12 protein-coding genes are annotated in these 12,569 nt (G+C 70.3%); 3 read left to right on the top strand and 9 right to left on the bottom strand.

Annotated features, from left to right (window positions below):
• The 8 genes from QZ607_RS07720 to mnmG form a co-directional block, all read right to left on the bottom strand.
• Positions 1–471, bottom strand: a complete 471-nt coding sequence (locus QZ607_RS07720) for a F0F1 ATP synthase subunit B (protein WP_295881508.1) — start codon at positions 469–471, stop codon at positions 1–3.
• A 143-nt stretch (positions 472–614) separates the two neighbouring features.
• Positions 615–848, bottom strand: coding sequence for a F0F1 ATP synthase subunit C (gene atpE / locus QZ607_RS07715; RefSeq protein WP_058557788.1), 234 nt, complete (start codon positions 846–848; stop codon positions 615–617).
• Positions 849–930: 82 nt separating this feature from the next.
• The gene (atpB, locus tag QZ607_RS07710) at positions 931–1,794 is read right to left on the bottom strand and encodes a F0F1 ATP synthase subunit A (protein ID WP_295881506.1); all 864 of its coding nucleotides are present in this window, start codon (positions 1,792–1,794) and stop codon (positions 931–933) included.
• 3 nt (positions 1,795–1,797) lie between these two features.
• A complete protein-coding gene (locus QZ607_RS07705) occupies positions 1,798–2,169 on the bottom strand; it encodes an ATP synthase subunit I (RefSeq protein WP_295881504.1) in 372 nt (123 codons plus the stop codon).
• Positions 2,170–2,344: 175 nt separating this feature from the next.
• Positions 2,345–3,250, bottom strand: coding sequence for a ParB/RepB/Spo0J family partition protein (locus tag QZ607_RS07700; RefSeq protein ID WP_295881645.1), 906 nt, complete (start codon positions 3,248–3,250; stop codon positions 2,345–2,347).
• A 244-nt stretch (positions 3,251–3,494) separates the two neighbouring features.
• Positions 3,495–4,283 (bottom strand): ParA family protein, encoded by a 789-nt coding sequence (locus QZ607_RS07695; RefSeq protein WP_295881502.1) that lies wholly within the window; start codon positions 4,281–4,283, stop codon positions 3,495–3,497.
• Positions 4,284–4,478: 195 nt separating this feature from the next.
• A complete protein-coding gene (rsmG, locus tag QZ607_RS07690) occupies positions 4,479–5,186 on the bottom strand; it encodes a 16S rRNA (guanine(527)-N(7))-methyltransferase RsmG (RefSeq protein ID WP_367268166.1) in 708 nt (235 codons plus the stop codon).
• 14 nt (positions 5,187–5,200) lie between these two features.
• A complete protein-coding gene (gene mnmG, locus QZ607_RS07685) occupies positions 5,201–7,099 on the bottom strand; it encodes a tRNA uridine-5-carboxymethylaminomethyl(34) synthesis enzyme MnmG (RefSeq protein WP_295881499.1) in 1,899 nt (632 codons plus the stop codon).
• A gap of 173 nt (positions 7,100–7,272) precedes the next feature.
• On the opposite strand from mnmG, the gene QZ607_RS07680 reads away from it, so the two are divergent.
• The 3 genes from QZ607_RS07680 to QZ607_RS07670 all read left to right on the top strand — a co-directional run bounded on the left by QZ607_RS07680 (position 7,273) and on the right by QZ607_RS07670 (position 11,439).
• Entirely contained in the window at positions 7,273–8,217 is a 945-nt protein-coding gene (locus QZ607_RS07680; RefSeq protein ID WP_295881496.1) for an AAA family ATPase, read from the top strand.
• A 72-nt stretch (positions 8,218–8,289) separates the two neighbouring features.
• Positions 8,290–9,336, top strand: coding sequence for a DUF58 domain-containing protein (locus tag QZ607_RS07675; protein WP_295881493.1), 1,047 nt, complete (start codon positions 8,290–8,292; stop codon positions 9,334–9,336).
• A 21-nt stretch (positions 9,337–9,357) separates the two neighbouring features.
• Positions 9,358–11,439: a DUF3488 and transglutaminase-like domain-containing protein gene (locus QZ607_RS07670; protein ID WP_295881491.1), complete on the top strand. Its 2,082-nt coding sequence runs from the start codon at positions 9,358–9,360 to the stop codon at positions 11,437–11,439.
• On the opposite strand, the gene QZ607_RS07665 is transcribed toward QZ607_RS07670, so the two are convergent.
• Positions 11,426–12,541, bottom strand: a complete 1,116-nt coding sequence (locus tag QZ607_RS07665; RefSeq protein ID WP_295881487.1) for a DegT/DnrJ/EryC1/StrS aminotransferase family protein — start codon at positions 12,539–12,541, stop codon at positions 11,426–11,428. The genes QZ607_RS07670 and QZ607_RS07665 overlap by 14 nt on opposite strands.
• Positions 12,542–12,569: the final 28 nt, after the last annotated feature.

Below are 12,569 nucleotides of genomic sequence, written 5' to 3'. Positions count from 1 at the left end.
CTAGATCTGCTTCGCGAAGGACTCGATGAGGTCCTTGTGCGCCTTGGCGTCGACCTCCTTCTGCAGGATCTTCTCGGCCGCGGCCACCGCGAGCTGGGCCATGCGCTCGCGCAGCTCCTCGCGCGCGCGGTTGGCCTCCTGCTCGATCTCGGCTTGGGCTGCCGTGCGGATGCGCTCGGCCTCCGCCACGGCGTCACGCTTGGCCTCGTCGACGATCTCGTTGTAGCGCTTCTGTGCCTGGGAGACGATGTCGGAGGCGTTGGTCTTGGCCTCCTTCATGACCTCCAGCGCCCGCTGCTCGCCCAGCTCCTGCTCCTCTTTGCCGCGCTCCGCGGCCGCGAGCCCCTCGGCGATCTTCGCCGTGCGCTCTTCCAGCGCCTTCATGATGGGCGGCCAGACGTACTTCATGCAGAAGGCGACGAACACGCCGAAGGCGATCATCTGCACGAGCAAAGTAAGGTTGATGTTCATCCGTCTGCCTTTCTGACTTGTGCCTCTAGTGTGGAACGGCGGTCACCGGCGGCCATTTCTGACGCATGGCCGCCGACCGCCCGACGTGGGCTCCCCCGCGGTGGAGGACCCATCTGGGGCCTTGGGGGGGACCAGAGGACGACTCAGAGGGCGAACATCGCGTACAGCCCCATCGCAATGGCGATGACGGGCAGCGCGTCGGTCAGACCCATGACGATGAAGAACTGGGTGCGGAGCATCGGGATCAGCTCCGGCTGGCGCGCAGCGCCTTCCAGGAAGCGGCCGCCGAGGACGCCGATGCCGACACCGGCGCCGATGGCGCCGAGGCCCAGCATGAGACCGGCGGCGACGTAGACGAGTGCTTGTGCGAGTTCCATGTTGTTCCCCTCGGGATCTATATGGTTGGATGGTAAGGGTTTTCGGTTGTTGCCGCCGCGTTGGCCGGCGGCGCCGCGGGCGTCAATGGTGCTGGTGCGCCATGTCCAGGTAGACGATGGTGAGCACCATGAAGATGAACGCCTGCAGCGTGATGATCAGGATGTGGAAGATGGCCCAGGCCAGCTGCAGCGTCATGCCGGACAGGTCCAGCAGCAGGTTGTGGCCGTACATCAGCGCGATCAGGATGAAGATCATCTCGCCGGCGTAGAGGTTGCCGAAGAGCCGCAGCGACAGCGAGAGCGGCTTTGACAGCAGGCTGATGCCCTCCAGCACAAGGTTCGCCGGCATGCCGAGCTTGCCGAAGGGCTGCATGGTGAGCTCGGACGCGAAGCCGCCGACGCCCTTGATCTTGATGCTGTAGTAGAGCACCAGCAGGAACACCGACAGCGACATCCCAAACGTGATGTTCGGATCTGTGGTGGGCACGATGCGCATGTAGACGTGATGCGGATCGGCACCGAACAGCCCCATGAACTGCGCGAAGGCATAGGGAATCAGGTCCACCGGAATCAGGTCCATCAGGTTCATCAGGAAGACCCAGACGAACACGGTCAGCGCGAGGGGGGCAACGAGGTCGTTCTTGCCGCTGAAGGAGCCGCGGACGTTCTCGTTGACGAAATCGACGATCCACTCCAGAAAATTCTGCGCGCCTGTGGGCACGCCGGCGGTGGCCTTCTGGGCCACGCCGCGCATGAAGCGGTAGGCGAGATAGCCGAGGCCGAAGGACCACAGCAGGCTGTCCACATGCAGCGCCCAGAACCCCATGGCGGCGGCCTCTTCGGCGTTGTGCGCGAAGGTGAGTCCGTGCTCCGGGTGCAAGCCCAGGGTGAGGTTGGTCAGGTGGTGCGCGATGTAGTCCTGGGCGGTGAGCGTATCTGCAGCCATCGATCAATCCCGGTTGGCGGTCCGCGGAGACGCGGGCCGCGATGCAAACAGCGCGGGCAGCACCTGCACCGCGAAATAGGTGCCGAGCAGCGCCGGCAGGTTGAGATTCGCGAGGGTGGCGAACGCAAGCGCGAACAGGCCGAGGATGAGCACGATCTTGATGATCTCGGCCGCGTAGATCCGCGATGCGAGCTCCGCCGGCGCCTGGGCGCGGTAGCCGCGGAAAACCCTCAGGGCGAACACCCAGTTGGCGAGGAGGCAGACACCGGCACCGATGGCCGCCGACTTGAGCGCGGTCACACCGAACGGCGCCGCCAGCACGACGGCGGCCAGCGCAAATCCCCCTTGCCAAAGCAGCAGGCGGCGCAGCTGCACCCGATCGTGCGGGCCCAGACCACGGGCATTCCCCGAATTCACTTGCCCCCCGCAAAGGGCCGCGAGTATAAGCGTGCCCGAATATTCTGGTCAAATCCCTGACCAAACCCCGCGCATGTTGCCATAAGCGTGACGAATGGACCTTACGGATTGGTGACGACACCGGCTGGGGTTATCACCGAATATGACCCAGGATGCCATCCAGCTCGTCCAGGCTGTTGTAGGTGATGACCAGCTTGCCGGCGCCCTTGGCCCCGTGCTGGATCGCGACCCGGGCACCCAGGCGCTCGGCAAGGTCGTCCTGGAGACGGCGAATGTCCGGGTCCTGTGACGGCTGGTGCGCGCGCTCCGCGCCGGGGTCTTCGCTCTGGAGCCGGCGCACCAGGCGCTCCGTCTCGCGCACCGAGAGCCCGCGGCCCACCACCTGGCGTGCCGCCAGTGTCTGGGTGTCGCCCTTCAGCCCGAGCAGGGCGCGGGCGTGGCCCATCTCCAGGCGCCCGGCGTCGAGCAGCGACTTGGCCTCCGCACCGAGCTCCAGCAGCCGCAGCAGGTTCGTGACCGTGGTGCGCGACTTGCCCACCGCCTCGGCCACCGCCTGGTGGGTGAGGCCGAACTCTTCCTGCAGCCGATGCAGGGCGCCGGCCTCTTCCAGGGGCGCCAGGTTCTCGCGCTGGATGTTTTCGATGAGCGCGATGGCGAGCGCGGTCTGCTCGTCCACCTGGCGCACCACGACGGGGATCTCGGCGAGACCCGCCTGCTGGCTCGCGCGCCAGCGCCGCTCGCCGGCGACGATCTCGTAGCGGTCGCCGGCCACGGGGCGCACCACGATGGGCTGGAGCACGCCCTGGCTCGCGATGGAGTCGGCGAGCTCGCGCATGGCGTCCGGGTCGAACTCCCGGCGCGGCTGGTACCGACCGCGGTCGATGCGCTCCAGCGGCAACCGGCGCACCGCCTCGTCGGGCGCTGCGCGGGTGAGGGGCTCCGCGGCATCGCCAGCCTCCGGCTCGCCGGCGTCCTCCCGTGCAGCGCCCAGCAAGGCATCCAGACCGCGGCCCAGGCCGCGCTTCTTGGCGGCGGTCATGATGCGCACGCCCTCCGCAGCGGGAGGGTCCGGCTCGGCGGCGGCCGTCGGCGGCTCGGCTGGGTTCGGCGCATCTGCGGTGGGCGGCGGCTCGGTGGGGGGCTCGATTTGGGCCTCGATCAGCGATAGGGCGTTCTTCACGGCGTCCTGTGCGGCGCGGATGCGGATTCGGTGGCGCTCGGATTTCGTCGCGGGGCTGGCGCTGGTGCTGGGGCTGGTGCTGGTGCCGGGCGGCTCAGCGGCCTCAGGCCGCGTTCGGGGCCGGCTCCCGGCGGCGCAGCACCTCGCCGGCAAGCGCCACGTAGGCCAGTGCACCACGGGAGCCGGCGTCGTATTCCAGCACCGGCAGCCCGTGGCTCGGCGCCTCGGCAAGGCGCACATTGCGCGGCACGATGGTGCGGTAGACCTGGCCCTTGAAGTGGGTCACGAGCTGCGTGGAGACCTGGTTGGAAAGATTGTTGCGCGGGTCGTGCATGGTGCGCAGGATGCCGTCAATGCGCAGCGCCCCGTTGCGGCTGCTGCGGATCTGCTCGATGGTGTCGAGCAGCGCCGACAGCCCCTCCAGCGCGTAATACTCGCACTGGATGGGGATGAGCACGCCGTCCGCCGCCACCAGGGCGTTCACGGTGAGCATGTTGAGCGACGGCGGGCAGTCCAGCAGGATGATCTCATACGCCGCCGCATGTGCCGCGAGCCTTGTGGCAAGCGTACGCTCGCGAGTCTCCCCCTGCATGAGCCCCACCTCGGCGGCGGTCATGTCGCCATTGGAGGGCAGCAGGTCGAAGCCGGGCGCGGGCTCCGGCACCCGCTGCACACATTGCGCAAACGGGGTGTCGGAAAGCAGCAGGTCGCAGCCGGTGCGCTCCAGCGCGTACTTGTCCACGCCGACGCCCATGGTGGCATTGCCCTGCGGGTCCATGTCCACCAACAGCACGCGGCGCTTCATGGAGGCGAGCGACGCGGCGAGGTTGACGGCGGTGGTGGTCTTGCCGACGCCGCCCTTCTGATTCGCGATGGCGATGATGCGGGCCATGTGGCTCCTGAGTGCTTCCAGCGGCGCGTGGCGCCGTCCTTAACGGGCGTGGTGCGGGTGCGGGCTGATCCGCGAGCCGAACAGGGTCGCGCCCTGCCCATGGGCCGCAGCGAAGCCTTCCCCAGAGCGCCACGGCCGGGCACCTCAGCCGGGCACCTCAGCAGGGCGGTGTGCAAGCGCAGCCCGCCTTGCCCGTCAGCTGAACGGTACCTCGATCACGCAGCGCTCGGCTTCGAGCATCGGCACCGTGAGCGGGTGCACCACGGCGGCATCCGCGTCCACCCGCGGCGGCGCCGCCGCGGCCAGGGCGTCGAGCTCAGGACCAGGGTCCCGCCCCTTCAGCGCGAGCAGCACGCCGCCCGGCGCCAGCAGCGCTGCGCAGTCCGCACAGAGCGCATCGAGGCTCGTCACCGCACGAGCCGTTATGGTAGCGAATTTCACCGCGCCCCGGTACGCCTCCATCCGCGCCTGCACCGGCGTCACATTGCAAAGCTCAAGCTCCAGCACCGCCTGGCGCACGAAGCGCACCTTCTTGCCGCTGCTGTCCAGCAGCGTGAAGGCGAGGTCCGGGCGCATGATCGCAAGCGGCAGGCCGGGCAGCCCGGCGCCGGTGCCGACATCGAGCACGGGGCCTCGCCGCACCCAGGGCAGCACGGCGAGGCTGTCCAGCAGGTGCTTCGGGATCATATCCAGCGGGTCGCGGACGGCGGTGAGGTTGTAGGCGCGATTCCAGCGCGCCAGCAGGTCGACATACGCGAGGAGCTGCCGGCGCTGCTGATCGCTGGCAGCCACGCCGAGGGCGGCGAGGCCGGCGTCCAGTCGGGTCGCCGGCGTGTCCATGTCGCTGCCGCCGGTGGCGGGCGGACCGGTCGGCGGGGTGGCCGGTCGCGTGATTGGCGGCATGACCGACGGGGCCTTCAGGCGGTGCGCCGCTTGAGATGAATCAGCAGCAACGACACCGCCGCCGGCGTGACGCCGGGAATCCGCGCCGCCTGGCCGACGGTGGCCGGGCGCACGCGCTGGAACTTCTCGCGCACCTCCGCCGACAGGCCGCGGACGTTGCCATAATCGAAGTCCGCGGGCAGGGTACGGGCGTCCTCGGCCTGCTGGCGGGCCACCTCGTGCGCCTGGCGCTCCAGGTAGCCCGCGTACTTGGTCTGGATCTCGATCTGCTCGGCCACCTGACCCTCCACGGGCTCTGCCGCAACACCCTGCGCCTGCGCGAGGGCTTCGGCGAGGCCGGCATAGGTGACCCGCGGACGGGCCAGCAGCTCCAGCGCCCGGGCCTCGCGGTTGATGGGCTCGCCGGTGGCGGCGGCCAGCGCCGCCGCCGCGGGGCTGCCGGGGCGCACCCAGCACTCGCGCAGGCGCTGGCGCTCGCGCTCGATGGCCTCGCGCTTGGCCTCGAAGTGCCGCCAGCGCGCGTCTCCGACGAGGCCCAGGCGGCGGCCGGTCTCCGTGAGCCTCAGGTCCGCGTTGTCCTCGCGCAGCATGAGCCGGTACTCGGCGCGGCTGGTGAACATGCGGTAGGGCTCGCTGGTGCCGCGGGTGATGAGGTCGTCCACCAGCACGCCGATGTAGGCCTCGTCCCGGCGCAGGGTCCAGGGCTCGCGCCCGAGCACCCGGAGCGCCGCGTTGGCGCCCGCCAGCAGCCCCTGCGCCGCAGCCTCTTCGTAGCCGGTGGTGCCGTTGATCTGCCCGGCGAAATAGAGCCCGGGCACGCAGCGCGTCTCGAGCGTGGGCGCCAGGTCCCGCGGGTCGAAGAAGTCGTACTCGATGGCATAGCCCGGGCGCGTGATATGCGCCTGCTCGAAGCCCGGGATGGAGCGCACCAGGTCCAGCTGCACCTCGAAGGGCAGGCTGGTGGAGATGCCGTTGGGGTAGATCTCCGTCGCCTCCAGCCCCTCCGGCTCCACGAAGATCTGGTGTGAGCTCTTGTCCGCGAAGCGCACGACCTTGTCCTCGATGGACGGGCAGTAGCGCGGCCCGACGCCCTCGATGACGCCGGTGAACATGGGCGAGCGGGACAGGCCGCCGCGGATGATGTCGTGGGTGCGCTCGGTGGTGCGGGCGATGTGGCAGCTCACCTGGCGCGGGTGCTCCGCGGCGTTGCCGAGGTAGGAGAACACCGGCACCGGGGTGTCGCCGGGCTGCACCTCCAGGCGCGAGAAGTCGATGCTGCGGGCGTCGATGCGCGGCGGCGTGCCAGTCTTGAGCCGGTCCACGCTGAAGGGCAGCGCCCGCAGGCGCTCCGCCAGCGCGATGGCGGGCGGATCGCCGGCGCGGCCGCCGCGGTGGTTGGAGAGCCCCACATGGATGCGCCCGCCGAGGAAGGTGCCCACGGTCAGCACCACCGTCGGAGCGCGGAATTCGAGTCCCATCTGGGTACGCACACCGGCCACTCGCTCGCCGTTGCCGGCGGGCTCCAGCACCAGATCGTCCACCGCCTGCTGGAACAGCCACAGATTCGGCTGGTGCTCCACGGCGCTGCGCACCGCGGCCTTGTACAGCACCCGGTCCGCCTGCGCGCGGGTGGCGCGCACCGCGGGCCCCTTGCGCCGGTTCAGAATGCGAAACTGGATGCCGCCGCGGTCCGCGGCCCGGGCCATGAGGCCGTCCAGGGCATCGATCTCGCGCACCAGATGGCCCTTGCCGATGCCACCGATGGCCGGGTTACAGCTCATCTGGCCGATGGTCTCGATGTTGTGTGTGAGCAGCAGCGTGCGCACGCCAAGGCGCGCGGCGGCGAGCGCGGCCTCGGTGCCGGCGTGGCCGCCGCCGACCACGATGACGTCGTATCGGTGATTGCTGGACATGGTTCGCAGTCTCGACAAATCAGGCCCATATACTAGCGAATTCCTTGGAATTAAGTCCCTGCCGCCACGCGTTTTTCAATCGCCGAGCACCGCCGCCCCCGCCCGCGTCCCGAGCTTCAGGTCCGGGTCACACCAGCAGAAGCGATGCCGAGCGACCCCACCGGACAGGACGCATGCTCCAAACCCTGCGTAAACCAGACATCGGCGCCCCCTTGCAGGCAGTGCTCGACGCCGCGGACGCCGTCATCCTCGGCAAGCGCGACGAGCTCAAGCTCGCGCTGGCCTGCCTGCTGGCCCGCGGCCACCTGCTCATCGAGGACGTGCCGGGCGTGGGCAAGACCACACTCGCCCACCTGCTCTCGCGCCTGCTGGGCCTTCAGCACGCGCGCATCCAGTTCACCAGCGACATGCTGCCGGCGGACGTCGTCGGCGTCTCCGTGTATGACCGCGGCAGCGAGCGCTTCCGCTTCCATAAGGGCCCCATCTTCTCCCAGGTGGTGCTCGCCGACGAGATCAACCGCGCCACACCCAAGGCCCAGAGTGCCCTGCTGGAGGCCATGGAAGAGCGCCAGGTGACGGCGGAGGGCGAGACCCGCGCCCTGCCCGAGCCGTTCTTCGTCATCGCAACCCAGAATCCCTTCTATCAGATCGGCACCTTCCCGCTGCCGGAGTCGCAACTGGACCGCTTTCTGATGCGCCTGGCGCTGGGCTACCCGGCGGAGGCGGAAGAGAAGGCCCTGCTCGCGGGCCAGGACCGGCGCGAGATGGTGGGGGAGCTGAAGCCGGTGATGGACCCGACGGCGCTCGTTGCCGCGCAGCTGGAGGCCACCGGCGTGCATGCCGCCGCCGCCGTCATCGACTACTGCCACGCGATCCTCAGGTTCACCCGTCGCAGCGAGCGCTTCGTCCATGGCCTCTCGCCGCGCGCCGGCCTGGGCCTGCTGCGCGCCGCCCGCGCCTGGGCGCTGCTGGACGGGCGCGACTTCGTGCTGCCGGAGGACGTGCAGCGCGTGCTGCCCGCGGTGGTGCCGCACCGGCTCATGACGGGCGAGGACGACAGCGCCGGCGGGCATGCGGCCATCGCCGAGCTGATTCTGGAGTCCGTGCCGGTCAGCTGAGCGACCCCGCCATGGGGATCGGTGTCGAAGCCGTCCCGCTGCGTTGTCCTTGTCCTCATCGAAAAGACCGTCTTGCCCAAGCGCATCACAGCAGACAACATGGACGCCGGGCCCGCGGAGCGGCTCCGGGCGCGCCTGAGTCGTGTCGTCACAAACCTGCGCCGCAAGCGCGCAGCCACGCCGGACGCCGTCGCCAGCACCCATCACCGCAGCATCTACATCCTGCCCACCCGGGCCGGTCTCGGCTATGGGCTCGTGCTCATGGCGACACTCCTCGGTGCCCTCAACTATCAGAACAACCTCGGCCTGTTGCTGACCTTTCTGATGATCTCCACGGCGCTGGTGGGCATGCACCATTGCTGGTTCCAGCTCCTTGGGCTCCAGGTGCGCGCCCGTGACGGCCTGCCGGTGTTCGCCGGAGAAACGGCCCGCTTCCCGGTCACCCTGGTGGACACGGCCGGCAAGCCGCGACCGCAGCTCACGCTCGTTGGCGCGGCACCACTGACGCTGGCCGCCGGCGGCGAGGCCCAGGTGGAGCTGACGCGCCCGGCGCCCCGCCGCGGGCCCATGGCGCTGGACCGCGTGGTCCTGGAGACCCGCTACCCCTTCGGCCTCTTCCGCGCCTGGACGCAGCTGCACCCGCAGGCGGCGGTGCTCGTGTACCCGAGCCCCGCGCCCCATGCGCCGCAGCCGGCCATGCTGCCGCGCTTCGATCAGCAGGGGCGCGGTGACCTGGGCGTCGGCGCCGAGGACTTCGTCGGCCCCCGCGCCTATCGCCCCGGCGACTCGCCCAGGCAGCTGGACTGGAAGGCCTTCGCCCGTGAGCGTGGTCTCATCGTCAAGCAGTTCGGCGGCGATCAGTCCGCCCGCGTCTGGCTGGACTGGGACGCCGTGCCGGCCGCAGACCCGGAGCAGCGCCTGTCCCTGCTCGCCCGCCAGGTGCTGGATGCCGACGCGCTCAATTACAGCTACGGGCTGCGCCTGCCTGGACTGACCATCGACCACGACCGCGGCGGCCGGCACAAGCACCGCTGTCTGGCGGCACTGGCGCGATTCGCGCCAGGGCAGCAGGCGGCCGCGGCAGCCGCAGCGGGCCACGACGACCCGAAACAGGGCTGAGCCATGGCCTGGAGTCTGCCATTGCAGCGTTCGCACCACGCCAGGAAAGACGCGGCGGCGACCCAGCGCGGTCGCGGTACGCCAGCCGCCGACCCACCGGATCGCCGTCAGCTCACGGCGGCCGCCCTGCTGCTCGCCCTGTGCGCCCTGCCGCTGCTGGCGGAGCTGGACGCCCAGGTGGGTGCCTTCATTGCCGGGGTGCTGGCGCTGCGGGTGGCGGCCATCCGCTGGCCAGGCCTGCAGCCGGGCGTGCTGCTGCTCGGGCTGCTGACCCTGGTGGGTGGCCTCAACGTGCTGGACGCCTACCGCGGCGTGGCGGGTCAGGCGCCGGGCACGGCCCTGCTGCTGTCCATGGTGGCGCTGAAGCTGCTTGAGGCCCGCAGCAAGCGGGACCTGCGGGTGCTGCTGCTGGTGCTGGGCTTCGTGCTGGTGGTGCAGTTCCTGTTCGACGACTCCCTGTGGCGGGCGCTCCTGATGGCGGCCCTGCTGGTGGCGAGCTTCGCGCTGTTGCGGGACCTGAGCCTGCCGACACACCCCGCCACGCTCACGGCCCGGCTGCGCGAGGGGCTCGGCCGTACCGGTGTCATGGTCATCCAGGCGCTGCCGCTGGCGCTGGTGCTGTTCGTCTTCTTCCCGCGCCTCAGCGCGCCGCTGTGGGACCTGGGGCTCGACAACGCCCATGCCATCACCGGGCTCAAGGACTGGCTGGAGCCAGGCTCGGTCAAGGACCTGGTGGTGTCCGGTGAGCCGGTGATGCGGGTGCGCTTCGACACGCCGCCCGGCTTCCCCACGGAGCAGATGTACTGGCGCGGCCCGGTGCTCTGGCACGCCGAGGGCAACCGCTTCGAGCCCGCCGCGCCCGGCGACTTCCCGGCGGCCGAAGCCAGCGTCGAGCCCCTCTCCGAGCCCCTCACCTATACGGCTCTGCTGGAGCCGAGCGAGCAGCGCTGGATCACGGCCCTCGACATGCCCCTGAGCGCCCCGCGCGGCGCCGAGCTCACCGGCGACCTGCAGCTGCTCGCCGACCGCCCCATCGACGACCGTCAGCTGTACCGGCTCACCTCGGCGCGGGACTATCGCGCCGCCCAGCTCACGCTGGACCAGGAGCAAGCCGCCACCGCGCTCCCCGCCGACAAGGTCACGCCCCGCATGCGTGCGCTGGTGGCCCGCTGGAGCGCCGACGACCCGCCGCCGGAAACCGTCGTCCAGCGCGCCCTGGAGCACTTCAATCGCGAGCCCTTCCGCTACTCGCTGCTGGCTCCGGACATGGGCGAGCTGGCCATGGACGCCTTCCTGTTCGACGCGCAGGTGGGCTTCTGCGAGCACTATGCCGCCGCCTTCACGCTGCTGATGCGCACCGCCGGCATCCCCACACGCATCGTGCTGGGCTACCTCGGCGGCGAGCGCAACCCCTACAGCGGCGACTATCTGGTGCGCCAGTCCGAGGCCCATGCCTGGACCGAGGTCTGGCTGCCGGACCAGGGCTGGACCCGGGTTGACCCCACCGCGGCCGTGGCCGCCGAGCGCGTGGACGCCGACGGCAGCCTCTCCGCACTCGGCGCCAACGCCCCGGCACGCTTTCGCGTGGACAGCGCCTCACCTGTCGGGCGCCTCATCTACCAGCTGCACCTGGCGGCGGACGCCTTCGACGCCGCCTGGCAGTCCTGGGTGGTGGGCTTCTCGCGCTTCAAGCAGCAGCGCCTGCTGGCGAATCTGGGCCTCGGCCGTTTCCGCGAGGCCGGTCTCGTGGCGCTGATGGCGCTCACCGGTGCCGGCGTCATGCTCGCCTGGGGCCTCTGGCTCGCGCGCCCCAGCCGCGAGACCGACCCCGTCGCTGCCGCCTACAACCAGTTCCAGCGTCGCTTGCGGCGCATGGACTCCAGACTAGCCAGGCGCCCGGACGAGGGCCCGCTGGACCATCACGCCCGCCTGGTCGCCGCGCGCCCGGACCTCGCCGCGGGCGCAGACGCTGTGGTGCATGCCTATGTGCGCCTGCGCTATGCCGGCGCTGACCGCGGCGCAGACAACCTGCGCCGCCTGCGTGATGCAGTGGGCGCGCTGCGCCGGCGCCGACTTGGGGTCAGCGCGGCTAAGCCGAGGTGACGGCGTCCGCGACCCGCTCGGCGTCTTCGGCGCTCAGGTAGGGATGCATCGGCAGGCTGAGCACACGGGCGGCGGCGCGGTCGGCGTTCGGGGTACAGTCCGGGCAGCAGAAGCGGGCGTAGGCGCCCTGGCGGTTCAGCGGGATGGGATAGTGCACCGCGGTGGGAATGTCCTGGGCCTTGAGCATGGCGATGACGGAGTCGCGGTCGTCGGCCTGAAGCGTGTACTGCGCGAAGACGCTGGTGTTGTGCGCCTCCACATGGGGCGTGAGCAGGCCGTCGGCGGTGTCCTTGAGGCTTCCGGCGCCGCGGGCCCGAAGCAGCTCGGTGTAGCGGGCGCCGACGGCCGCGCGGCGCTCCACCTCATCCGGAAAGATTGCGAGCTTGGCGAGCAGAACAGCGGCCTGGAGCGTGTCCAGCCGGCCGTTGATGCCGAGCCGCGGATGGTTGTAGCGCTTGTCCTGGCCGTGGTTCATGGCCTGGCGCATGCGCGTGGCGAGCTGCTCGTCGTCGGTGAAGCAGGCGCCGCCGTCGCCATAGGCGCCCAATGGCTTGGACGGAAAGAAGGAGGTGCAGCCGATGGTGGACAGGCCACCGGAGCGCCGCCCCTTGTAGGTGGCGCCGAAGCTCTGGGCGGCGTCCTCGATGACCGGCAGGCCGTGGCGCTCGGCGATGGCGTTGATGGCGTCCATGTCCGCACACTGGCCGTACAGCGACACGGGCATGACGGCACGGGTCTTGGGGCCGATGGCGGCCTCGATGCGGGTCGGCTCGATGTTGTAGGTGATGGGGTCGATGTCGACGAACTTCGGCACCGCGCCCAGCAGCGCGATGACCTCCGCCGTGGCGACGAAGGTGAAGGGCGTGGTAACGACCTCGTCCCCCGGGCCGATGTCCAGCGCCATCAGGGCCACCAGCAGGGCGTCGGTGCCGCTGGAGACGCCGACGCAATGGCGCACGCCCACATAGTCCGCCAGGCGCGCCTCCAGCTCCGCCACCTCCGGGCCCAGGATATAGCGCCCGTGCGCCAGCACGGCCTCCATGCGCGCGTGCACGTCTGCGGCGATGCGCTGCTGCTGAGCGTTGAGGTCGATGAATTGCATGGCGTCGCCCGTTGGTGAGATCAGTGAC

The organism is uncultured Thiohalocapsa sp., assembly GCF_913063425.1.
Classification (GTDB): Bacteria; Pseudomonadota; Gammaproteobacteria; order Chromatiales; family Chromatiaceae; genus Thiohalocapsa.
Note: the sequence above shows the minus strand (reverse complement) of the source record. Positions and strands in the feature narration are given on the sequence as shown.

What these genes read in the sequence shown, in the direction of transcription:
- QZ607_RS07695 (WP_295881502.1), bottom strand. Translation starts at nt 4,283, where the DNA reads ATGGCCCGCATCATCGCCATCGCGAATCAGAAGGGCGGCGTCGGCAAG.
- QZ607_RS07665 (WP_295881487.1), bottom strand. Translation starts at nt 12,541, where the DNA reads ATGCAATTCATCGACCTCAACGCTCAGCAGCAGCGCATCGCCGCAGAC.
- QZ607_RS07680 (WP_295881496.1), top strand. Translation starts at nt 7,273, where the DNA reads ATGCTCCAAACCCTGCGTAAACCAGACATCGGCGCCCCCTTGCAGGCA.
- atpE (WP_058557788.1), bottom strand. Translation starts at nt 848, where the DNA reads ATGGAACTCGCACAAGCACTCGTCTACGTCGCCGCCGGTCTCATGCTG.
- QZ607_RS07720 (WP_295881508.1), bottom strand. Translation starts at nt 471, where the DNA reads ATGAACATCAACCTTACTTTGCTCGTGCAGATGATCGCCTTCGGCGTG.
- mnmG (WP_295881499.1), bottom strand. Translation starts at nt 7,099, where the DNA reads ATGTCCAGCAATCACCGATACGACGTCATCGTGGTCGGCGGCGGCCAC.
- atpB (WP_295881506.1), bottom strand. Translation starts at nt 1,794, where the DNA reads ATGGCTGCAGATACGCTCACCGCCCAGGACTACATCGCGCACCACCTG.
- rsmG (WP_367268166.1), bottom strand. Translation starts at nt 5,186, where the DNA reads ATGCCGCCAATCACGCGACCGGCCACCCCGCCGACCGGTCCGCCCGCC.
- QZ607_RS07700 (WP_295881645.1), bottom strand. Translation starts at nt 3,250, where the DNA reads ATGACCGCCGCCAAGAAGCGCGGCCTGGGCCGCGGTCTGGATGCCTTG.